Origin of the sequence: Mesorhizobium sp. M0808, assembly GCF_040320025.1 — a bacterium.
GTDB lineage: Bacteria > Pseudomonadota > Alphaproteobacteria > Rhizobiales > Rhizobiaceae > Mesorhizobium.
Map to the genome: position 1 here is coordinate 83,620 of NZ_JAMYOX010000012.1, position 22,296 is coordinate 105,915.

A 22,296-nucleotide genomic window follows, 5' to 3' on the forward strand; every position below is an offset into this window, starting at 1 on the left:
ATGCTGAAAGTCGTTAGAGAAGAACTCGGATTTGGGAAGGTCGCCAACAAAGAGCGGCCTATGGCGACTCATATTCCTTATTTACGGCACATCTCGAATACGGTCGTGGGGTTGGAGAATGGCGCCCTCCTTTGCGTGATCAAGCTGGATGGCCTGTTCTTCCAGACGGAGGATCAGGCTGAGCTCAATATGCGCTCGGTCGTCCAGAACACGATGATCCGGGCGCTCGGATCAAGCCGTTTTTCCGTCTGGTCGACGGTCATCCGGCGCGAGGTCGAAACGGAAATTGAGGGAACCTTCGATGATCCGTTCTGCGATCTCCTGAACAGGCGCTACATGGAGCAGTTGCGCCGGAAGCGCATGTTCACAAACCAGATCTACCTGACCATTGTGCGATCGGGGATGCGCGGACCGCTCGGCTTGAGCGATGCGGCCAAGCGCCTTCTGGATCGGACTGCCGGCGGCGATGCGCGCGGGCGGCAAACGCGCGAGGATGTGACGGAGCTCGAGGAGCTGACCGGAAACATCACGCGCGAGCTTCAGAAATACGGTGCCCGGGCGCTCGGCATCAGCTATCGCGACGGCGAGCCCTATTCGGAACCTTGCGAGTTTTTCAATACGATCCTGACCTGCGGTGTGCCCCGGAAGATGAGGCTGCCCCGCATGGGCATGCGCAATTACGTCGGAACGTCGCGGTTGCATTTCAGCAAGCGGACCATGCAGGCGCAAGCGGCCATTGATGAAGACAACCGTTATGGGGCGCTGCTGTCCGTCAAGGAATATCCGCCGTTCACCGGTCCAGGGATGCTCGACGGCCTGCTGCAGGTGAATCACGAATTCATCCTGACGCAATCATTCACGATCGCGGACAAACCTATTGCCCAGGAGCGGATTAGTCGCCTGCAGCGGCAAATCCAGGCGTCTGATGAAGCCGGCAGTTCGGTCGAGCACGACATCGACTTTGCGCTCAACAGCCTCATGAATCAGGAAGCCGTGTTCGGGTTCCATCATCTGTCATTGTTGTGCCTGTCGCGAGATCTGGAAGGCGTAAGCCGCTCCGTTTCGGATCTCGGATCGTGCCTCACCGACATGAACATCAACTGGCTGCGAGAGGACGTGAACCTTGAGGCGGCCTTTTGGGCGCAACTGCCGGGAAATCACAGCTACATCGCCCGCAAGGCCATGCTGTCGAGTGCAAATTTCTCGGGCCTATCGTCGATGCACAATTTCGCAGCCGGGCAGGCCGACCGGACGCATTGGGGCCTGCCGATCACGATCCTCGAGACAACATCGCAAACGCCTTATTGGTTCAATTTTCATCGTCGCGATATCGGTCATTTCACCATCGACGGTCCCACCGGGTCGGGCAAGACCGTGGCGATGACGTTCCTGCTGGCGCAAGCCTTCCGGGTATCGCCGGCGCCCAAGGCTGTGTTCTTCGACAAGGACAGGGGCGCGGAGATTTTCATCCGTGCGATTGGCGGCTCCTACGAAGTGTTGTCGCCTGGCACGCCGACCGGCTTCAATCCATTGCAGCTTGAGAACACCGGACCCAATCGCGAGTTTCTGCTGCGCCTGCTGAAGGCCATGCTGCGGTCGGGCGATCGGCAGGACTTTTCACCGGAAGACGAAGACACGCTCGAACGAGCGATCGCACGCCTGATGCAGGAGCCTGCGGCCGAACGCAATCTGCCAAATCTTTCGGGCCTGCTCGTCGGCCGATCTCGGGCCGACGCGAATGATCTTCATTCCCGGCTGCGGCCGTGGATCGACGGTGAAAAGGCCTGGATGTTCAACGCTCCGCACGATGTCCTGTCGTTCTCCGGAAGGAGCGTCTTCGGTTTCGACATGACAAGCATCCTCTTGACTGAGGATCTTCGCACGCCTGCTTTGATGTACATCTATCATCGCCTCGACGAGCTCCTGACCGGCGACCCTGCCATGTTCTTCATGGACGAAGGCTGGCAGCTTCTTTCCGACGAGACGTTCAGCAACTTCATCGTCGACAAGATGAAAACGATCCGAAAGCTGAATGGCATCGTCGGCTTTGGTACGCAATCAGCCGCCGATATCGCCAAGGCGAAAGCGTCTCACACGATTATCGAGCAAGCTGCGACGAACATCCATTTCCCGAATCCGCGCGCGGACGACGAGAGCTACATCAAGCGATTTGGGCTGACGGTCAAAGAATTCAACTTCATCAAGAATACCCCGCCTGAAAAGCGCACGTTTCTCATCAAGCACGGCAATGACTCCGTCATTGCCCGTCTCGATCTGTCGACAATGCCGGAGCTCGTAAAGGTGCTCTCCGGCAACAAGAAGACGATCGAAGAGTGTGCCGCGCTGCGGGAAAAATATGGCGATGAGCCTCAAAACTGGCTGGCTGAATTCTGCGGATGGGAGAGGGCCAATGGAGAATAGTCCTGCTCTATGGCTGATGTTGACGGCAATTGCCGTACCGGCGCCGGCATTGGCGGGAGGAGTGCCCGTTATCGACGGTGCGAACCTGACTGAGCGTACGACGAAGGACGAAAAGACGACCGAAATCGAAAAGGTCGACAAGGATCGCTTTTCCATAAACAAGAGCGTCACTTGCTCGGTGTACCGGCCTGCCCGGCGAGACGATCCGGTAGCAGCTGCCAACGCCAATCCGGAAATTGCCGGTCTGGTCAAACGCGTTGCCCGCGAAGAGGGCCTCGATGAAAGCCTCTTTCTCGCCCTTGTGTACCAGGAAAGCAGGTTTGACCCCTGCGCCAAGTCCGGCGTCGGCGCGATCGGGCTGTCGCAGCTCATGCCCGGCACGGCGGCCGATCTTGGCGTCATCCCGCACAACATCGAACAGAACCTCCGGGGTGGTGCTCGCTACCTGAAGCAGCAGCTTAGACGCTTCAACGGCAATACCAATCTTGCCCTTGCGGCCTACAATTCCGGTCACGGCAACGTTCAAAAATATGGCGGCATTCCGCCGTTCAAGGAAACCCAGGGCTATGTGAAGAACATCAGCCAAAGGTGGCTTCCGGCCTTCGGCGGAACGGATGCGGCGAACATCCCGCTGAACTATGGGGGTGGCAACGCTGCCTATACCGGCATGCGGGACTCAACGATCAACGCCATGGCGACGTCGCAAGCGGCGACCGACAGCGTCGGAAATGTGGCCTCGTGGCTGCAGCAGTTGGGTGGGATGCAGAGTGGCACGATCCAGGACAGTTGGGATCACAATTCCGGCGCCCGCAATGCCAATCTCGAAATGATGAATCAGCTCATCCGCATGGGAACGGCAATGGGCGACCTGATCAACTCTCGCAACGCGAATACAGCAAGCAATCTCTCGGGCGCTTCGCAGTCCTCCGATTTCAAGGACGAAGACAAGAAACCGCGCGAGACAACCGGCCTCTGCGATCCGCGCGAAGGGCTCGAATGGCGCCCGGCGGAGAACGCATGCGTTCAGAAACGCGAACGCTCCGCCAACGTGAATCTGATGTTGAAGCCACAATGAGGTAGAACACCATGAAACGCTTTATCATTTCTGCGTCGGCGATAATCTTTGCGTCGGCCGCATTCGCACAAGTTCCCGTCATTGACGGGGCGAACTACGAAATCGCAAAAAAAACGGCCGCTACCACGGACAATATTCTGGGCACGAACAAGGAAATCCTCACGACCGTCGAGGAGACTTTGAAGTCTGTGACAGGCGATCGCGGCAGTGATGCCAATCAGATGCAAGACCTGGCCGTCGGCAATGGCTTTTCGGTCTCGTCGATGCCGTCATTCGATAGCCTGCTTCAGGGCGGTGTGCCGAATTTCGGCGGCATGAGCGGGGACGTTGGCACGGTCGCCACGACATTCATCAATGGACTGCAGCTGGTCAAAAGTCTCTCTGGCCAGGCGAACAGCACGTTTTCTGGCGATAAGTCGTACGAGGAGTTGGTGAACACCGTCCTTGGTGTCGCGGCGCTGGTGAACGGGTCGCAACAGGCCGTCCAGACGCGCAAAAGTGCTTTTGAACAGGCAGGCCAGCAGATCGGCCAGGCGCAGGACATCAAGGGATCGATCGATCAGAACACACAGCTTCAGGTGCAAGCGGGCCTGACGATCAACGAATTGATCGGTGTGATGAACGGCGCGGTTTCATCTCTCCAGGCGGACAATCAACGGCGTCTGACCGATATCTCCAACTCGAAAAAGGCGCTCAGCTACAGTGGGAACTAAGCCGACAAAAACAGCGACACTGATGACGCTTTTCGTGGTCGTGGGCGGTCTTTCCGGCTGCGGCACAGTCAAGGAGAAGACCGCGCCCTGCAAGCGGCCGGCAAACCTGACGTCTTATGCGCCGGATCCTCGTCTGGAGTGCGGACCGATGATGCATGTCAATGGCGATGCATCTACGGCTTTCGCGGCGATCGAGGCGATGCAAGCGCAATAGGGACGGTAGGCGGCAATGCAGGATTTCCTGGGCGAACTGCTGGACAGGATAGAGCAGACAGGGGCGAATTTTTCTGAACGCGCCTACGAAATTGTCGGCGGCGAGATCGTTCCACTGCTCAAAGTCATGTTCCTGGCCTATGTCGGCTATTACGGCCTGCAGCTCTTTATGGGAACTGCTCGCGTCAGTGTCAGCGAAATCATCGGTCGCGTCGTTCGCATGCTGCTGATCCTGACACTGGTGAGCCAGTGGAGCCATTTCAACACGTTCTTCTACTCCTGGCTCAACAATACCCCTGAAGACGTCGGGCGGGCCATCCTCTCGGCGACCGGGACAGGTATCACCGAGCCGACGAACGGCCTGTCGATGATCTGGAAAACCGCGAATGAAGCGGCTTCGGCATTTGCCGAGCAGTCAGGGTATTTCTCGGTTCTCCCTTCAATGGTCGGCTTCCTGATCATGTTGTGCGTCGCCGTCTTCATTGCCGTTGCGCTGGCAATTCTGCTGCTCGCCAAGGTGATGATGTGGGTGCTCATTGGAACCGCGCCGATTTTCATCGCTTGCATGCTCTTTGAACAAACGCGGAACCTGGGTGCCTCATGGTTTCGACAGGTTCTGCTCTACGCGCTGATTCCGCTCTTCGTTTATGTCGTTGCCGCTTTCTTGATCGCGGCAATGGACCCTGAGTTGACGAAGGTATCGAACGCGGCGAACCAAAGACGGCTCCAGCTCAGCGATATTTCGGCATTTCTGCTGCTGTGCGGTGCCGGCACGTTTGTACTGATCAACATCCAGATTCTCGCACAAGGGATAGTCGGCGGAGTGGCGGCCGGCATCGGCAGTGTCGCGAGAACGGTCGGAGGATACACCGGCTTGACGGCCCCTATGGAAGTGTCGCGGGCCGGCATCAGGGGCGCAAGGATCGGCTTCCACGGCGGCAAGAGCCTCTACACCCGCTTCCGTGGCAATGGCGGCCCCCCAACGCCGTCCGGGGGAGACGGCACAAAGGCGGCGATGCAGAACCGGATAAGCAGCCACAGCATGCCTCGTTGAGGCTGTTGGTTCGTTAGAAGTGAGGGCTAGACGAGATGACAGATTCTAAGGACGTTGCTCTCAGGAGTTATTTCCAGGACGGTGACCGTTGGGAAAACGAGATCGTCAAAAAGGCGAAGCGCTCGCGCGCGCTCGCGTGGTTTGTGACAACGCTTTTCGGAGCGACAACGCTTCTGGCGCTTGCTGCTTTGGTGCTGCTCGTACCGTTAAAGAGCTTTGAGCCCTACATCGTCGAGGTCGACAGGAACACCGGCTATATTGAGGTCAAAACGGGCCTGACCAGGCCATCGAACCTGACCGAACAGCAGGCAATCACCCAGGCCAACGTCGTACGATATATTCGTGCGCACGAAGGCTATGATCCGTTCGCCATTGAAGAGAATTTCGGCATCGCCGCGCTGTTGTCGACAGGCGACGCGGGCCGCGAGCTGCAAGAGCTCTATAGCGCCGCCAACACGAACAATCCGGCGAAGGTCTATGGAAAGAACAAGCGCGTCCTCGTCGAAATCAAATCGGTGACGTTTTCGAACGCCAGCACAGCGCTGGTCCGTTTCTCGACGACGGAAAAGACCGACACGGACTCGATCGTCCGGCACTACATTTCCGTCGTGCGCTACCGCTACACTGATACGCCGGTGACAAACGAGTGGCGCTTCGAAAACCCGCTAGGCTTCCAGGTCTATAACTATCGTCGCGATCAAGAGACCGTGACGCCGGGAGGTCAGGGATGATAAAATGTTTCCTGATGTCGGCGGCGATCTTCGCCGCGATCCTGACTCACGCCCATGCGGCGCAAACGCCTCGGCCAGGCAGCCTCGATGCGAGGGTGACGAGCGTTGTCTATCAGCAAAACAACGTGGTGAAGGTGGCTGCGACCTACGGAATCTCAACAATGATCATCTTCGATGAAGATGAGAAGTTCGAGACCATTTCGCTCGGCGACACCGAAAGCTGGCAGGTCGCGCCCTCCGAAAAAGGCAACATTCTGTTTGTGAAGCCCATCGCGAAGAACGTGGCCACAAACATGAACATCGTCACCACCAAGAGGATCTATTTCATCGAATTGCACGATTTTGCGCCCGATGCCGGCAAAAAGGTCTTTGGGGTTAGGTTCGTCTATCCGGAAAAGGACCTGAACGCCGCACTGAGGAAAGAGGCCGAGTATCGCGCCTCTAATCCCAATGTCTCGAACATCGACAAGGCAGACGTCAATATCGACTATTCATTTACCGGCGATCCGTCGCTCAAGCCGTCTATGATTTTTGACGACGGGAAGAAGACGTTCTTCAAATTCGGTGGGCGCATGCCTGCAATATTCGCTGTGAATTCCGATTTCTCGGAAACGCTCCGCAACTTTCGCAAGGAAGGGAAATATCTGGTCGTTGATGGCGTGGCGACCCAGTACACGCTGCGTGACGGAAACCAGTGGACGTGCATTTTCAATCTGAGAAAGCCTGATTTTGGCGCGCCGGATCCCGATATTCTCGGTCCAGCTCCCGATCGCGTAGCGTCCAAGCGCAGAAGGAGCGGCAACTGATGAAGCGCACCCCCGAACTGGAAGCGATGCTCTCGGCCGACGAAACGGACGTCAGCAACAAGAACGCCAAACGCAACCAGGTCCTGGGCGGCGCGGCACTCCTGCTTGGCGGTGCCATCGCGGCCTATTTCGTTCTCGCCGGTGCACAGGAAAGGCCTCCTGACGTGCTGGATGCTGACGAGGAATTCAGGACCACCACGTTCAGGCCCCCGTCCTTTGTTCATGATGTCGAGAAGCCGCCGGCCGCTCCTGACAGTGAGATCATAACGTTGCCGCCACCACCGCCGCCTCCCGCTGAGGAAAAGCCGGACACGACAGCCTTCAACGTGCCGCCACCTCTGGCACCTGTAGTTGCCGCTCCCCCGCCACCCGAAGCCGCCGAACCGCCACCGGAAGAATTTCCGGAACGCTACAAGTCGGCCATGGTCGTATTCGACAACAAGGGCTCGGCAGCCGATGGTGGCACGCTGGCCGGTGACGAAGGCGAAGGCCTGAGTGTCGCCGGCGAGGACCGCAATAGCAAATATCTGGCGGCAGCAGCGAGCTTGGCCGACAGATCAGCGACAGCACGCCAGATCAAGCGTATCGACGCCATGATCCCGGAAGGAACATTGATTCCAGGCATCCTCGAAACGGCAATCGTCAGCGACCTGCCAGGACAGATACGCGCCATCACCTCGCAGGACGTTTATTCCTTCGACGGAAGGCGCGTGTTGATCCCGACGGGAACCCGGCTGATCGGCGAATATCAGTCCGATGTCGTCAGGGGCCAAAAGCGGATCTTCGTCATCTGGACGCGCCTCATCCGTGACGATGGGGTGTCAGTGCGCCTCAATTCGATCGGCACGGATAGCCTCGGCCGCTCCGGCCTCACCGGCATTGTCGATAACAAATGGCGCGAGAGGTTCGGATCAGCCATCCTTCTCTCGATCGTCGGCGCCGGCGCAAGCTATTTGACCGGCTATGGCAGCGACGAAGCTTTCGGCGACGAGAAGGATGATGCTAAGCACGGCGAAGAGCTCGCGCGTGACACCATCGCGCAAATCTTCTCCGACATGGCAAATGAGGCCCTCTCCGAAAGCCTTCGCATTCCTCCGACGATCAGTGTCAGCCAAGGCGCGCGGATCTTCGTCTATGTCCGCGAGGATCTCGATTTCTCGGCCATGTACGACGATCCGGTGGCTGAAGCCATGAAGGAAATCAAGCGTGAACGTGGCTTCAAATAATTTTGGGCCGCGAGACCCCTACTATTTTCTCAATCGTGCGCTCGCACCGATAAAGGATTTCCTGGATGACCCGGCTGTCGTCGAAATCTCGATCAACAAGCCGTGTCACGTCTATGTCGAACGGCTTGGGGCCGATCATATGGAGTTTCGCAAGGTCGATGCTCTGACGGCCGAAGAAATCCAGAACATCGGCGAGCGCGTTGCCGGCGCAACTGAGCAGTTCATCAGCCGGAATAGGCCGATCCTGAGCGCGGCCTTGCCAACCGGCGAGCGCATCCAGGTCGTTCTTCCGCCTGCCGCTCCGGAAGGCGGGGCCATCTCCATCCGCAAGCAGGTCGTGAACAATTTCACGCTGGAAGAATATCGCGACAACGGTTCGCTTCAAAAAGTCTCGGTGGCCGTCGGGGGATTTAGCGATACCGATCGCGAGCTGATCGGCTATCTCCGCTCAAATGCCATCTACGAGTTCATCCACACCGCGATCATCAAACGTGTTTCGATCCTCATCAGTGGCGGCACATCGTCTGGCAAGACCACATTTCTCAATGCGTGCCTGAAGAGCATTGACCTGAACGAACGCATTCTGACCCTCGAAGATACCAGAGAGCTCTTTCCGCCGCAGACGAACAAGGTGCATTTCATCGCGTCGAAAGGCGACCAGGGTACCGCCGACGTGACGATTCAGCACTTGCTCGAGGCGTCACTGCGCATGCGGCCGGATCGGCTGTTCGTTGGTGAGATTCGCGGCGGGGAGGCATTTTCCTTCCTGCGTGCCATCAACACCGGCCATCCGGGTTCGATGTCGACGGTTCATGCCGACACGCCTCTAGGGGCCTATGAGCAATTGGCGATGATGATGCAGCAGGCCGGTATGTCGGCCGGTTTCACCAAACAAGATCTCATGTCGTATATCCAGATGGTGATCCCGATCGTCATCCAGTTGCGCCGTGACGGTGGCAAGCGCGGCGTTTCAGAGATATTTTTCGCGCGGCACGAATCATGAGCAAGGGATACCGGGCCGTCTTCCTGATCTTCTGCCTCTGTGTTGTATTCGCCGTCTGGATGCTCGGCTATGGCCTTGGCTTGCAGCTCTTCTACAAAGACGGCCGCATCCTCGAGACGACGATCACGGCGAATCCGTTCGTTCCGATCCAGCAATTTTGGCATTTTGCGAGTAATCCAACCCTACAGAAGGTCGCGATCGGCTCGCTTGTACCGGCGCTCGTCGCCGGCGGCCTCGTCGCTTACGTCGGCCTTCGGCCGCAAGGCAGCCCGCTCGGTGACGCGGCCTTTCAGGACATCACTGCTCTGCGCCGCGGCAAGTGGTTTCGCAAGTCCGGTCATATCTTTGGCCGCATCGGCCGCAAAATCCTGCGCACCAAGGATGATCGCCACCATCTGATCATCGGCCCGACACGATCGGGCAAAGGCGCCGGCTATGTCATTCCCAATGCTCTCATGCATAAAGGATCTATGATCGTAACTGACCTCAAGGGAGAGGTTTTCAAGGCAACGGCCGGCTATCGCCGGCGCAACGGCAGCCAGGTCTTCCTTTTCGCGCCAGGCGCGGAGCGGACGAACCGCTACAACCCTCTCGACTTCATTCGCCAGGAACGCGGAAATCGCACCACCGATATCCAAAACACGGCGAGCATTCTCGTTCCCGAAAACACCGAATCCGAAAACTCGGTGTGGCAGGCGACCGCTCAACAGGTCATGGCAGGCGCAATTAGCTACGTGCTGGAAAGCCCGTTTTATAACGGCCGGCGCAATCTCGGGGAGGTCAACTCGTTGTTCAACAGCGGCGTCGACCTGCAGGCGTTGATGAAATACATCAAGGCAAAAGAGCCGTACCTGTCCAAATTCACGTTGGAAAGCTTCAACGCTTATCTTGCGCTTTCCGAGCGCGCCGCCGCTTCGGCCTTGCTCGATATTCAGAAAGCGATGCGGCCGTTCAAGAACGAACGTATCGTCGCCGCGACGAACGTAACCGACATGGATCTTCGTGCGATGAAGCGTCGGCCGATCTCCGTCTACCTCGGGCCCAACATCACGGATATCACGCTGCTCAAGCCGCTCCTGACGCTGTTCGTGCAACAGACAATGGACATTCTTACCCTCGAGCACGATCCGAACTCGCTGCCGGTCTACTTCCTGCTCGACGAATTTCGGCAATTGAAGAAGATGGACGAGATCATGACCAAGCTGCCCTATGTGGCAGGGTACAACATCAAGCTCGCCATCATCATCCAGGACTTGAAGAATCTCGACGAGACTTACGGCGAAACCTCCCGGCATTCGCTGCTCGGCAATTGTGGTTATCAGCTCATTCTAGGCGCGAATGATCAGGCGACCGCCGACTATGCATCCCGTGCGCTCGGCAAGCGGACCATCCGCTACCAGTCGGAATCGCGCACGATCGAGCTCTTCGGGCTGCCAAGGCGCACGAAGGTCGAACAGATTCGCGAGCGTGACTTGATGATGCCGCAGGAAATCCGGCAGATGCCGGAGGGAAAGATGGTACTGCTTGTTGAAGGCCAGCGCCCGATCTTCGGCGACAAGCTGCGATTTTTCGAGACACAGCCCTTCAAGTCCGCTGAAGCCCTTTCGCAGACGCACATGCCGGATGTGCCACCGATCGAATATCTCCCGGTACAGCCGGTTCCGGCTTTGACCGACGATTACACCCGGGCAGGCCAGCCCGCCGAAGATGTCGGTGCCCCGACTGCCGGGATGGCTGATTCCGAAAAGAGAATGTCATCACCAGCCGAGGCGATGCCGACTGCCGCTGCGACCGCGAAAGTGGCAACAAAGGAGCCAGCAACTCGCACCGTGAATCACAAAGCCAGCCTGCCGCAACCGAAACGCGCCACGGCGTCGAGTGGCGGATCTGGAAACGAAGCGGAGGCGACACCGGACGTAACGACTATCGACGCGCGAATTAAGACCGCCGAAGAAAGCCTCAAACCTAGCGCTGAACGCCTGAAGGAGACAGTTTCTCAGAAAGTCGAAAAGCTCGGCCAAGCATCGCCCACGAAACGGCGAAATTATCTCGATATTTTCGCGGCCACGGTCCCTGATCCCGTCGAACTCGGCCTGGAGGCCGCCGAAGCCCAATCTTAAAGTGCCGCGAATTGCGTGTTTTTTTGTGCTTGGGCTCGCACGTTCGCGCCTAGCTTCGGATGCCCACGTCGTCGCCTGAGGACGCTGACTGGAGAAGGTCGCCAGGATCGTTCTGCACATACATCCAGCGAAGGAGCCGAATTTGGTGACGTAGCGCGCTCACAAATCACCAGGAACGCGACGGCCCAACCGATCGTTGACTTCCTTTGATCGAGCCGCCTCATGCCGTCTACCTCGATACGCAAAACGGAATACGATCCGTATAGCAGAATGCTCTCGGTGTGGTTCGTCGCCAGCGGTAAATGATACGAGTTTGAGGACGTGCCGCCGGAGACCTTCGCCGCGTTCAAAGCCGCCTTTGCCAAGGGCCGCTATTTCAACGAACGCATCCGCAATCACTTCCGGTATCGGCAAGTTGCGTCCGGCACGACGCGGACTGACGGTAGGCCAGTCAAACGTAGGCAGGAAGTCGTCCCAACTGCCGGTTGGTAGCGGCGCCGCCGACGCGCGTATGGTTTTCCACGATCCGTGCACCGGGCACACCCGATCCCCCGCCCACACCCTGTGCTTTCGTGATGACTGATCGCCCGCCGAGCCGAAAGATGCGGCGGGCTTTTTGCGTTTACGGGTTGCTCATCGCTTGGCAAATGAGCGCAACTAAGCGATCGAGCGCATCCTTGTGGAGCGCGCCTTTAGGGCGCCAGGCAAGGAAATCATCCACGCTCAGCCAGTTCACCGGATTTGACTCAACATTTGGCCGGCTGAATTCCACGTAGAGATGCAGATCGTCAGGCACAAAGACGAGTCGCCACGTTCCCTTTGCGTCGGCGGCGAGGCTGTAGGCGAGGACGGTCATGGCGATCACTCCTTCGCCCCGAGATTGCCTAGTCCGCAGGGCAAATCCATCGCAAGAAGTTGGTATTGACAGCGCTTTTTTGCGTTTGTCGGTAGTGGGTCAGTTTGAAATTCCGGCCCGATCGCAATAGGCGCTTTCGCCTACGCGCTGTTTGTGGGAAATCGGTGATATTGTCGCGCTGGTTGAGGCTAAAGAGGCAGAGAAACCTCCGGTTCGCGGCGCCTACAAAAGCGGAGGGAAATTTGAAGTATGAGTGGGCGAACAATCCTCAGTTGGTTCTGCCAATAACAGCCTGCTTCGTCCTATTGGTGCTGAGTTTCGCAGCTGCGTTTGTCTCACTTCTGACCATAATTCTGCGAACCAATTTCTTCGGCTCAATAGATGATCAAAAGCTCCCTTGGAGCGAACGCCTTGGGCGGCGGAATGCAAGGCTGTATGCTGACTTCTTCTCACCCCGCTTCCGGACGGCGCGCCGGGTCATGGCATATGGAGTTATCGGCTATCTCTGTGCGTTCGGCGTGGCCTTGCTTATTATGTCCATCTTCGGCCATCCGTACTGATCAAAATTTAAACTGACCCACTACCCGTTTGTCGACCGGGATTGACTTGCACTCCCGATCATGAACGGAATGAGAACATCCAATCGGGGGTTCTCATGCATTCCGCCATCGACATTCCGGCATGCCGACCCGGGACGAGGTCGACAGGTTCATCATCTTGCCGCCTTCAGGCGCGCGGTCCGAATCGGATCTGCGCGGGGTCGAGGCATACCTGAAGAGCTGTTTTCCAGAATACGATTTTTTCGCCAACGGCGACATTTTGCCGTTCGATGGCGACTACCAGGTGTTACCGATTTGCGGCGAATGAGTGATAACGGTTCCAATCGCCATGTCCGTTCTGTCCCGCCCCTACTTCCATAACGAAGCTGCCGCATTTCAGCATGTCGAGGGCATGCTTTGGCCACGCCCAAGGCGCGGCCTGAAGTTTCACGGGAAAAGCATACTGATAAGAAGGTGGGGGAGTTGACGGCGTTCTGAAAGTGAAGGCGGAGCTTGAAAAGCCGCTACCCGCAAGCGCTACCCAGCCGTAGGGGAATGGCCGGGCACGCTGCGGCTGCTCGACTACCCCGAGCAATCGGTGATGATGGGAATCGCCGCGGCGCTGAAGGGTTTCAGGCCGGGGCAGCAACCCAGTTTCAGTTAGATCGCGGCTGTCTATGGACATCTCTTCTCAAGAGGCGACGATGGCAGCGGCAGAGCACGCGCGTTGGCCTAGGGAGCACAAGTGACGAAGCCCGGTACCGGAAAATATGTCGGTTCGGCCTTCATCAGCTTGGGGCGGGACATGAAGGAACGGCTGTGGAAGCGGGTCAAGGAACATGCCGGCCCACCTCCGGACGGCATCAAGAAGCGATCGGCGACGCAGTGGGTTGGGCCAGGCGTGAAGCTGCGGATCAAGCACCTTCATGGCGAGCACAAGTATATACGGCACGCTTCGCTGCTTGGCTTCGGCGACGATCCGGAGCGTCCGGGAAATTAACGGCCCGCCTGCCAAATCCAGCAAGGCCGGCGGGCCCTATCAGCGCAATGAAGGGACTTTGCTTGCGCCGATTTCTCCTCCCGGAGATGACGCTACCAACTATAAATGGGCTGCGGCAGTTCCCGGCACCGCCCGTGCACCCGGACCATTGCGCAGGCAGACTTAGGTCCCCATGATCGGAGCGGGGGTGCTGGGCGCACCTCAATTGGGACAGCGGGTCAGCCGCTCGACGGTCTCAATGATCGCCTTCGCAAGGGCCTCGGCTTCATGGATGGGCAGCGGCCCGTAGAGCCCGTTGACCGCTTCCTCGCTCGGCAGCACACCGGGCGGGCACTTCTCTTCGATGACCATGCGAATCAGGTGGAGGCAATTTCGAGCGTCATAGGCGGGGTCTTGGACTTCCATCCTGGCGATCTGGCGCCGGTCTGGCAATCGTCAAGGCCGGCCCGCACGTATCATGGCGCGCGCGCGATGGCGATATGGAGGACTCGGCAATCACTTCTTGAGTGCTGGAACCGGGGAACGATATTCGCGCGGACGATCCTTCCAGACGCCATTGAGCCGCAAAAGCACTCATGCCGCTGATGTTGTATGCTGCTAACCTCGCCGAAACCGGAGCCGGGTCTCGATATGGCAATGGGATGCTGATCAGAACGACGATGGAGGTGGATGCGACTGCGGTATCCCGATTGCTCGGTGAGTCTTGGCGTCGAACGTACTCACCGGTCCTCGGTCCCGAAAAGACGGTTAGTATTTCCAGCCAATATCACGCGCCTGAACGGATATGTGGAGACCTTTCAGATGCGAGCAAAAAATCCTGGGTCGTCGAGCGCCCAGACGGGTCGCTTGCGAGGTACGCAATGTGCGAAATAGATGACGCCGGTCAAGTTATTGTCGATAGGCTGCATATTGAACAAGCCGAATACGGCAATGGCCTGGCAGCCAGCATTATGCAGGTGATAGTTGACGCTTACGTCGGCAAGCCCGAAATCAGACTGGAGGTATTGGAGGGAAATGACCGTGCAATGGCCTTTTATCGAAAGCATGGTTTTGAAGGGGTCGAGCGCCGTGCCGCATCGCATGGAGCTTCTGGTTTTTCGTCGTTCATAATGAGCCGGCCACTTCCCTGAAACGTCTACATAGTATCGCGCGGCAGTACTTAGTGCCGATTGGGATACCTCATCCAAAGCTTGTCGGTGCCAGCTAAGCCACCCGTGACCAATCCAGCTCGGCAATTTGCGCTACGCTTTGGCGAGAGGTGGGCAATGACCGCTCCGTCGGGCTCAAAGGACATTCCGTCCCGTCGGGATTGCCTCTATCCGCTCCGCCACAAGGCGTTGAAGCCGCCAGAGGTTGCTGTCACGTATGCCCTTTGATTCGAGGTGAGAAACTGTGTTGAGCAAGTACTCGGCCCCGGTGCCCCAATGACCGCAGGCGCTGGCCAGGACATCGGCAACCGCTTCGAGCGACTGGCGGCCGGCATAGAGCGGCGAGGCGCGGTTCATGACAAAGGTCAATGCCGGAATGGCTCCAGAGGCGGTCTCGACTGTGACCCACCGGGGCATGCTGTTGGCCGGCTTGTAGGTGAATTCGCGTCGAAAGAGTTTGCCGAATTGGTTTTCGAGGTTGTCCCAGGGAAGATCGTACAGGACGCCTCGGCATTGCCCTCCATGATCGAGGGCCATCATAAGGCCGGGCTGCTCTGGCGTGCCCCGAAAGCGGGGCATCCGAAAGCAGAAAGCGCGATGCCAACCGCGAGCAAGGCCTACCTGCTCACCGACATGCTCGATTTCCGGCTTCCATATGAGCGAGCCGTAGGCGAACAGGCGGGTTCGTGCGGTCGGGTTCGGATGAGTTCGGACAATGCGCTCCACCCAGCCGTCATAATCAGCATCGGTGTGCAGCTCAGCGCCAGGCGCCAAGCCTTGGTCTTGAACCACTTTGTGGACGCGCGCTATATGCTCTGCGGTCAGCGTAAGCTTTGTCATGCTGATATCTTATCGTATTCACGATCCCGGAACTTTGCCAGGGGTCAGCAGCGCCATAACCATCACGTGGCCGGCTACGCGTCAAAACTACAGCCACAAATACCACTCCGCAAGCCGAGTAGCATAGGCCGCGATCAACCCATGCCGCCGAGCAGCCCAACCACAACCACTAACCTTGCCACTAATGAAAACCGGGCAACAAGCGCGTCGATCGTGGATCCTCTCGCATTCATCTGAGTGCTAAACCACCCAAGCGAGGTGCCTCGGGCTGCTTGTACGGCCTCGGGGGTTCGTGGTCGGAGCAGGCAAAGGCGAGGAAGGCATCGGCGCCGTGGGAGCTGTCGTCGTGGCGGGGACGGTCCTTCGAGATGCCATGAGGGCCGTGTCTGTGAGACTAGCAGGCAGGTCGCAGTGTGTATATTGGCAATGTCAGCTAGACCTTGCCAGCCAAGGGCATTGTCTTGAGTGCCTGCTGAATCTCCATGTAGGCCTTTTCGTTGCGGTGAACCATGAGCGCCGTCGCCGCTTCCGATGCCTTGTCGGGGTGACCGGAATCGATGGGAGTGTCTCTATTCGCTCACGTCTCAAACAGGTCGCCGATCTCAGCTACGGCCGTTGCGGCGATCGATGCGTGGCGCGGATCCATGACGTTGTCCTGGCCGAGGTAGGCCCAGTACAGGAAGGCGGCGCGGTCGTGCGCCTTCTGCGGCTCGACGCCACCAGCCGCGAGCAGGTTTGAGATGTAGGAGACCCGGCGGTCGTCGACGGCGGCAACTGCCGCGGCGACCTCAGCATCCTCCCCGGCCCACGAGCGGATGGCGCGATCGAGAGACCGGACCGAGCGATCCGGGCCGTGCTTTTCAACGAACGCCCGGCTCAGAAGAGTCTTCAGGCGATCGGGCTCGGCCTGCTCGGTTTCCAACAGCCGGATGATCCGATCGGTCGCCCAATCCCGCCAGCTGCGCAAAAGCTGCGCGCGGAAATCGGCGATGTCGACGAAGTGCCAGTAGAAGCTGCCGCGTGAGACGTTCAGCTCGGCCGCCATGGCACCGACCTTCAAGGCATTGGCGCCGCGCTCGGCAAGCGTGCGCATGCCATGCTCCAGCCAGTCGGACTTCGTGAGGCGTTCTGTCATCGCCTCACCATACACATGTGTATTGACTCTGGCCAAGCTCTCTCTAGGTTCCATACAGAGGTGTATGGAGATGGACTGGCGCAGCATAGCCCTGGGAACGGCTGGGCTCATCGGCGCCGCTACGGCGTCGGCCCACGGCGTTTTGATGCAACGGCTGATCGTCAGGCCGATCGACGCCCTCATCGGCGCGGACGCACGGATTTCCGCGCCGGTGCAGAGGCTGGTGCCACCACTGCTGCATTTCACGACGTTCAACTGGGGACTGAGCGGGCTCACCCTTATTGCCGCCGCGCTCTGGTTCGGGGACGGCGCACGACTGGTGACCGGCCTGTTTGCGGGCAGCTCATTCCTCTTCGGCGCGGCCGGCGCCCTGTGGGGGACGCGGCGCTTTCACCCCGGCTGGCTGCTGATGGCCATCGCGCTCGTCCTCATCGTCCTGGGGCTAGGATCCGCTATCCATGCATAAGTCTGTGCAACCCGTGCCGGTGCCGACCGGTTGTGTCTATGTCCTGCCGTCGGCGGACTTCAGCGACTCCTTCGCAGTCGACGTGGCGGACGACGCCCTCGATGCGCCGGCCGCCGCGCGGCGCGCATTTGCAGAGCCGCCACGCTGGATCACCGGTCTGCTCGGCCTGCGCAACATGCTCGTCGCACCACTCGGGCTGAAGACAAATACCGAGACCGAACCTGCCGACGACAAGCGTTTCGGCCTGCCATTGGTTGCCTCGTCTCGCGAGCGCGTCGTGCTGGGCATGGACGACCGGCACCTGGACTTCCGCGTGGTCATCGACGTCGAGCGCCTTCGCGACACCACACGCGTGACAACGACGACGCTGTACACCGCAACAACCGGCTCGGGCACCTCTATCTCGCCGCCGTGATGCCCTTCCACAAGATCATCGTGCCCGCTTTGCTGGCGCGGCTGAACACCACGGCCGAAAACGTGTCCGGCCCGCATGGGTAAATGCGGCCTTTCGGACGGCGAGGGCGGGGCGCGTACCGGGCAGCTAGTGGTTTCCGCCTGACATAAGAGTCCGGGTTGGGATTCCCTTTCGCGGGTGCGCATGCGAGTCTCGCGCATATGCGCACAGGAATATCTCTCACCGTATCGCCTATTGATCGCCAGCGCCTGACGGTGCTGATCAAGGATCGCAATGCGCAGCAGAAGCATGTCTGGCGGGGCGAGATTATTCTGCTGAGCAGCGACGGCGCGGGCGCTGTCGAGATCATGCGGCAACCGGCAAGTCCAAGACCTGCGTGTGGCGGTGGCAGGAACCCTTCGCTGCGGAAGGCTTCAGGGGGCTGTTGCGCGACAAGACGCGACCCTCGCGCATTCCGCCTCTCGGTCCCGAAGTCGCCGAACGCGTGGTGGCGCTGACGCTGAAAGACCCGCCGGGCGAAACCACCGACTGGATCGCCGACATGATGGCGGCCGCGGTCGGCATCAGCGCCAGCGCGGTGCGCCGGATCTGGAAGGCGCATGGGCTGCAGCCCAACCGCTGGCGCCAGTTCAAGCTCTCCAACGATCCGCAGTTCGTCGACAAGCTGCGCCACGTCGTCGGCCTTTATGTTGATCCGCCGGCTCATGCCATCGTGCTGTCGGTCGAGGAGAAGAGCCAGATCGCGTTCAGTGTCTGCGTGCTTCATCGACCGTCAGGAATCCACCCGATTGAGACGTAGAACGCTCAATCGCGGTATAATCCGAGCCCGCTACCTCAACATGGATCATCTGCGCGAGCACAAGAAGGAGAGCCTGAGGGCCTTGGCCGCCTGAGCACCGTCATGTGTCCGCCGCTCCGCTAAACACGGGGGCTGCGCGGCGGACACGCCGACGTCACCAATGCCACGCCATTTTGCAGAACTTGACGCACACAACTCAATCATCTGCTCCCGGTTCGTGCTGTAGGCGCAAGCTAACTCTGGCGTCTCGCTGCAAAGAGGTTGTCAGCAATACGATCAAGCGAAATCACGCCGGCGCCCCGTGTCAGCACGAGCAGCAGCAACGAGCAGGGCGGGTGAATCAATGTCAGATCGGTGTCAGTTCACGTCGACGCATGCGGGGCGCGGAAGGTCTGCTTCTGACTATCCGAGCCTCGAAGCTTCCTGTTTGCTCTCGTGAAGATCCTATGGGATGGAAGACGACCAGCGCTCTGCAGAGAGTCGCCAAACATCACCTGAAGATCAGCATGCAAGCCACCACCACCAAAGCTCCGGGGATCGCCGAAATCCCGATCCTCATGCATGCCTTGTCTCATAACCGAGGGGGTCAGTTCTTCATTTCGTCAGGGGTCAGTTTCGCAATTCGGCCGAACTATTTGTGGGAGCATGAGAAAGCATGCACAATCTCGGAGTCGATTGTTCATGCTGAAGAGTACCGGTGTTATTGAAGCACGCCGATGGTTGCCGAAGCTCTGCTCGTCTGATCGGGTGTTCGCAGCCCTGCCATCGTCGAAGCCTTTGCGAGAGACCGGCAGACAGAGAATGCCATTGATAGCCAACATTTTTGAAAGACGCGAAGGACCGGAGCCTAATCGGGTTCCTCCGCTGGGCCTGGGCGGCTCTGTGGCGCTGTTCGGGGTGGGTGCTCTGCTGCTGTTCCTGACAACGCGGGTAGCAGTCCCAGCGTTCGTCTCCGCCACCGGGGCTGAGACTGTGGTGATGTGGTTCTTGGCCGCAAGCATCATCGTTTTTGGCCCCCTGCTCCTCACGGCTGCCCTGCTGTTGTATCGAGAACGGCGTCCAGGAAGGCTGGGTTCGTTGGGCGGGCGGCTGTGGCTTCGCCCGATGAATGGCGGTGACTGGCTCTGGGCTGTTGGCGGGCTGACGGCTGTCAGCGTGCTGACCGGCGGCATCGGCGCTGCGCTCCGGATGCTGCAAGACGGGAAGAATTTTCATCCCTCATTCATGGCTTTCGAGCCGCTAGGTCCCGGCCGGTACTGGATTCTCAGCGCGTGGCTGCCGTTTTTTGTGCTGAATATCGTTGGGGAAGAGTTTGTCTGGCGGGGTGTCGCACTGCCGCGGCAAGAGGTTGCCTTCGGAAGGCGGGCTTGGCTGGTCAATGGGATCCTGTGGTTGCTGTTCCACGCTGCCTTCCCCTGGCAAATCCTGTTGACCCTTGTGCCGATCACGTTGCTGCTGCCCTACATTGTCCAGCGGCGCCGCAGCACATGGGCCGGGATCGTTGTCCACGCCGGGTTCGGAGCGATGGGCTTCCTGGTCCTAGCATTCGGGCTTGCCTAAGTGTCCTCACAACGCCCAACCATCCGCTGCAGCAGACGGCGGCCGCGATTTTGGTTTCTCAGAGTTCACCGTCTCTCAGCGCGGCCTCCGGTATTGGCTGGCCACACCTAACTGGATTACCTGCCACAGGGGGCGCCGCACTCCTAAGATTGCCGCAATCACCTCCAGCCCCGGTTTGGATATTCCCCGGCCTCATGCTCCTTCAGAATTCCGATGATCTGCTCTTCAGAAAAGCGGCTGCGCTTCATGTCCTGGTCCTCTCAGTGGGCCAGAACGAACTTCAATCCGGATTAGACCGCAGGGGCAACGTCAGCCCTGTTGGATGTTGGTATTGCGGTAGTTCGGAAAATGCCATTTCACGCGCCGACGCTCACTTATTGGGACGAAGCGATCGCCACTCTTTTCCTGTCCCTTCTCATCTTTTGGAAGTCACGTAAGATTCGGCGACTTCTGATGGGATAAAGGGCTTGGGCTGTGACAAACAAAGCGAAGCGGTCGCGTCATGCGAGACTTCCCCCGCGCATTGGGCATCGGCTACGCCGGGCTGCCCTGATAGAGCGGCTGGGGCCTGGGCTCATCACTGGAGCCGCCGACGACGATCCCAGCGGCATCGCCACCTATTCGCAGGCCGGCGCCCAGTTTGGCATGAACATGCTTTGGACCATGGTCTTCACCTATCCGCTTATGAGCGCCATTCAGATGATCAGCGCCCGGATCGGCCGCGTTACCGGGCACGGTCTTGCGGCCAATATCGGTCGCGTCTTTCCAGCTTGGGTCGTCACGATATTAGTGGCGCTATTGTTTATCGCCAACACCATCAATATCGGAGCCGATCTGGCAGCGATGGGTGCGGCTGCAAAGCTCGTGTTGGGTTGGGGCCAGCATACTTTCACCCTTGGATTTGCGGTCGTTTCGTTGATCCTGCAGCTGTTCATCCCCTATCACCGGTATGTCCGCTATCTGAAATGGCTGACGTTGGTGCTGTTCGCCTATGTCGGCATTATTTTTGCCGTCCACATCGATTGGGGTGACGTTGCCCTGCGTACGTTTGTGCCGAAACTCAGTTTCACCGGGGACATGATCACGATGGTGGTGGCGATCATCGGCACTACCATTAGCCCCTATCTTTTCTTTTGGCAGGCCTCAGAGGAGGTGGAAGACGAAGAGGCCGACGCCGCGAGCAAGCCACTGCTGAAGAAGCCTTCCCAAGCCCGTTACGAACTGGACCGAATCCGCTGGGATACCTATATCGGCATGGGTTTCTCCAACCTGATCGCCTTTTTCATCATTCTGACGACGGCTGTTACGCTGCACACCAGCGGCAAGACGGAGATCCAGACTGCCGCCGACGCCGCTAACGCCTTGCGGCCCGTAGCCGGCGAATTCGCATTCATGCTCTTCAGTGTCGGCATTGTCGGCACGGGCCTTCTCGCAATTCCAGTTTTGGCGGGCTCGGCCGCTTACGCGGTCGGCGAGTCCCGAGGCTGGAAGATTGGTCTCGAAAACAAGCCGTGGCAGGCAGTGGGTTTCTACACCGTAATCGGCGTGGCGACGATGCTCGGCATCGCTGTGGACTATTCGCCGATCGATCCAATCAAGGCCCTGTTCTGGACCGCGGTGATCAATGGGGTGATTTCCGTGCCCATCATGGCTGCGATGATGGTGGTGGCATCGCGCAGGCACGAGATGGGCCCTTTCGTCGCGACGCTTGGTCAGCGCCTACTCGGATGGGCCGCCACTGCCATCGTGGCCGGCGCGGCCGTGGCGATGTTCATCTTCAGCTGGGAAGCATCTAGGTGACGACAGCATCAGCGATACACGCACTTCCTTAGCGGGCGGCCCAGCAGCTTGGGTTAGGGGGGCCGCTGGGCCTGACCAGCGAGCGTTCGGGAATGCTCGACTGGCTGGTTAGTATTTTAGATAAATCTAATATAATCGAACCATGCGAACGAAGTACGCGGCGGTAAGAAAGTGGCTGGCACGATTCACTTACCGCGCGGTTTTGCCTTGGGTTCTGGCGAGCTTTCGGATGGGTTTGCAGCCAATTTTGCAGATCGCCGATCTGTTACCCACAGGGACGTTTTCCTCGCCACCAAATCGTCACGATCGCCCTCAGCGGTCGCTCGGCTATGCATCGCAGCTGTGGCGTAGTCGGCTCTGTTGGTTCGATAGTCTT

At 58.8% G+C, this 22,296-nt stretch carries 20 protein-coding genes and 3 pseudogenes; 19 read left to right on the forward strand and 4 right to left on the reverse strand.

Going from position 1 to position 22,296, the window contains the following annotated elements:
- The 11 genes and pseudogenes from NKI25_RS16330 to NKI25_RS16380 all read left to right on the forward strand — a co-directional run.
- Nucleotides 1-2,421 carry a VirB4 family type IV secretion/conjugal transfer ATPase gene (locus NKI25_RS16330; RefSeq protein ID WP_352998714.1) on the forward strand — a complete coding sequence of 807 codons (2,421 nt, stop codon included), beginning with the start codon at nucleotides 1-3 and terminating at the stop codon, nucleotides 2,419-2,421.
- Nucleotides 2,411-3,496, forward strand: a complete 1,086-nt coding sequence (locus NKI25_RS16335; RefSeq protein ID WP_502897385.1) for a lytic transglycosylase domain-containing protein — start codon at nucleotides 2,411-2,413, stop codon at nucleotides 3,494-3,496. Before NKI25_RS16330 ends, NKI25_RS16335 begins: the two co-directional genes overlap by 11 nt.
- Before the next feature lie 11 nt (nucleotides 3,497-3,507).
- On the forward strand, nucleotides 3,508-4,209 hold the full coding sequence (locus NKI25_RS16340) for a type IV secretion system protein (RefSeq protein ID WP_352998715.1): 702 nt from the start codon (nucleotides 3,508-3,510) through the stop codon (nucleotides 4,207-4,209).
- A 22-nt stretch (nucleotides 4,210-4,231) separates the two neighbouring features.
- The gene (locus NKI25_RS16345) at nucleotides 4,232-4,423 is read left to right on the forward strand and encodes a hypothetical protein (protein ID WP_502897386.1); all 192 of its coding nucleotides are present in this window, start codon (nucleotides 4,232-4,234) and stop codon (nucleotides 4,421-4,423) included.
- Between the two features lie 15 nt (nucleotides 4,424-4,438).
- Nucleotides 4,439-5,476, forward strand: coding sequence for a TrbL/VirB6 family protein (locus NKI25_RS16350; RefSeq protein ID WP_352998717.1), 1,038 nt, complete (start codon nucleotides 4,439-4,441; stop codon nucleotides 5,474-5,476).
- Nucleotides 5,477-5,511: 35 nt separating this feature from the next.
- Nucleotides 5,512-6,207, forward strand: a complete 696-nt coding sequence (locus NKI25_RS16355) for a VirB8 family type IV secretion system protein (protein ID WP_352998718.1) — start codon at nucleotides 5,512-5,514, stop codon at nucleotides 6,205-6,207.
- Nucleotides 6,204-7,013: a TrbG/VirB9 family P-type conjugative transfer protein gene (locus tag NKI25_RS16360; RefSeq protein WP_352998719.1), complete on the forward strand. Its 810-nt coding sequence runs from the start codon at nucleotides 6,204-6,206 to the stop codon at nucleotides 7,011-7,013. Before NKI25_RS16355 ends, NKI25_RS16360 begins: the two co-directional genes overlap by 4 nt.
- Entirely contained in the window at nucleotides 7,013-8,239 is a 1,227-nt protein-coding gene (virB10, locus tag NKI25_RS16365; protein ID WP_352998720.1) for a type IV secretion system protein VirB10, read from the forward strand. The genes NKI25_RS16360 and virB10 overlap by 1 nt, the downstream gene beginning before the upstream one ends.
- Nucleotides 8,220-9,242, forward strand: coding sequence for a P-type DNA transfer ATPase VirB11 (gene virB11, locus NKI25_RS16370; protein ID WP_352998721.1), 1,023 nt, complete (start codon nucleotides 8,220-8,222; stop codon nucleotides 9,240-9,242). The genes virB10 and virB11 overlap by 20 nt, the downstream gene beginning before the upstream one ends.
- Entirely contained in the window at nucleotides 9,239-11,362 is a 2,124-nt protein-coding gene (locus NKI25_RS16375) for a type IV secretory system conjugative DNA transfer family protein (protein ID WP_352998722.1), read from the forward strand. Before virB11 ends, NKI25_RS16375 begins: the two co-directional genes overlap by 4 nt.
- A 318-nt stretch (nucleotides 11,363-11,680) precedes the next feature.
- Nucleotides 11,681-11,854: pseudogene (locus NKI25_RS16380) on the forward strand (KTSC domain-containing protein); the annotation flags it as partial.
- Between the two features lie 130 nt (nucleotides 11,855-11,984).
- Here the strand turns inward: NKI25_RS16380 and NKI25_RS16385 are convergent.
- The gene (locus NKI25_RS16385) at nucleotides 11,985-12,218 is read right to left on the reverse strand and encodes a hypothetical protein (RefSeq protein ID WP_352998723.1); all 234 of its coding nucleotides are present in this window, start codon (nucleotides 12,216-12,218) and stop codon (nucleotides 11,985-11,987) included.
- A 681-nt stretch (nucleotides 12,219-12,899) separates the two neighbouring features.
- Here NKI25_RS16385 and NKI25_RS16390 point away from each other — a divergent pair.
- Nucleotides 12,900-13,085: a hypothetical protein gene (locus NKI25_RS16390; RefSeq protein ID WP_352998724.1), complete on the forward strand. Its 186-nt coding sequence runs from the start codon at nucleotides 12,900-12,902 to the stop codon at nucleotides 13,083-13,085.
- 417 nt (nucleotides 13,086-13,502) lie between these two features.
- Nucleotides 13,503-13,757 carry a hypothetical protein gene (locus NKI25_RS16395; RefSeq protein ID WP_352998725.1) on the forward strand — a complete coding sequence of 85 codons (255 nt, stop codon included), beginning with the start codon at nucleotides 13,503-13,505 and terminating at the stop codon, nucleotides 13,755-13,757.
- Between the two features lie 201 nt (nucleotides 13,758-13,958).
- On the opposite strand, the gene NKI25_RS16400 is transcribed toward NKI25_RS16395, so the two are convergent.
- Nucleotides 13,959-14,108, reverse strand: a complete 150-nt coding sequence (locus NKI25_RS16400; RefSeq protein WP_352998726.1) for a hypothetical protein — start codon at nucleotides 14,106-14,108, stop codon at nucleotides 13,959-13,961.
- 224 nt (nucleotides 14,109-14,332) lie between these two features.
- Between NKI25_RS16400 and NKI25_RS16405 the strand changes: the two genes are divergently transcribed.
- Nucleotides 14,333-14,887, forward strand: coding sequence for a GNAT family N-acetyltransferase (locus NKI25_RS16405; RefSeq protein WP_352998727.1), 555 nt, complete (start codon nucleotides 14,333-14,335; stop codon nucleotides 14,885-14,887).
- Nucleotides 14,888-15,040: 153 nt separating this feature from the next.
- Here the strand turns inward: NKI25_RS16405 and NKI25_RS16410 are convergent, their stop codons facing one another.
- Together NKI25_RS16410 and NKI25_RS16415 are read right to left on the reverse strand one after the other, a co-directional pair.
- Nucleotides 15,041-15,745 (reverse strand): gamma-glutamylcyclotransferase, encoded by a 705-nt coding sequence (locus tag NKI25_RS16410; RefSeq protein ID WP_352998728.1) that lies wholly within the window; start codon nucleotides 15,743-15,745, stop codon nucleotides 15,041-15,043.
- A gap of 577 nt (nucleotides 15,746-16,322) precedes the next feature.
- Entirely contained in the window at nucleotides 16,323-16,838 is a 516-nt protein-coding gene (locus NKI25_RS16415; protein WP_352998729.1) for a TetR/AcrR family transcriptional regulator, read from the reverse strand.
- Nucleotides 16,839-16,950: 112 nt separating this feature from the next.
- Between NKI25_RS16415 and NKI25_RS16420 the strand changes: the two genes are divergently transcribed.
- The 5 genes and pseudogenes from NKI25_RS16420 to NKI25_RS16445 all read left to right on the forward strand — a co-directional run bounded on the left by NKI25_RS16420 (nucleotide 16,951) and on the right by NKI25_RS16445 (nucleotide 21,920).
- The gene (locus NKI25_RS16420; RefSeq protein ID WP_352998730.1) at nucleotides 16,951-17,346 is read left to right on the forward strand and encodes a hypothetical protein; all 396 of its coding nucleotides are present in this window, start codon (nucleotides 16,951-16,953) and stop codon (nucleotides 17,344-17,346) included.
- Nucleotides 17,339-17,844 (forward strand): annotated as a pseudogene (locus NKI25_RS36460) (DUF2867 domain-containing protein). The gene NKI25_RS16420 and the pseudogene NKI25_RS36460 overlap by 8 nt, the downstream one beginning before the upstream one ends.
- 117 nt (nucleotides 17,845-17,961) lie before the next feature.
- Nucleotides 17,962-18,503 (forward strand): annotated as a pseudogene (locus NKI25_RS16435) (helix-turn-helix domain-containing protein); the annotation flags it as partial.
- Between the two features lie 738 nt (nucleotides 18,504-19,241).
- Nucleotides 19,242-20,120 carry a CPBP family intramembrane glutamic endopeptidase gene (locus tag NKI25_RS16440; protein ID WP_352789620.1) on the forward strand — a complete coding sequence of 293 codons (879 nt, stop codon included), beginning with the start codon at nucleotides 19,242-19,244 and terminating at the stop codon, nucleotides 20,118-20,120.
- 474 nt (nucleotides 20,121-20,594) lie between these two features.
- The gene (locus NKI25_RS16445) at nucleotides 20,595-21,920 is read left to right on the forward strand and encodes an NRAMP family divalent metal transporter (protein WP_352998731.1); all 1,326 of its coding nucleotides are present in this window, start codon (nucleotides 20,595-20,597) and stop codon (nucleotides 21,918-21,920) included.
- Nucleotides 21,921-22,296: the final 376 nt, after the last annotated feature.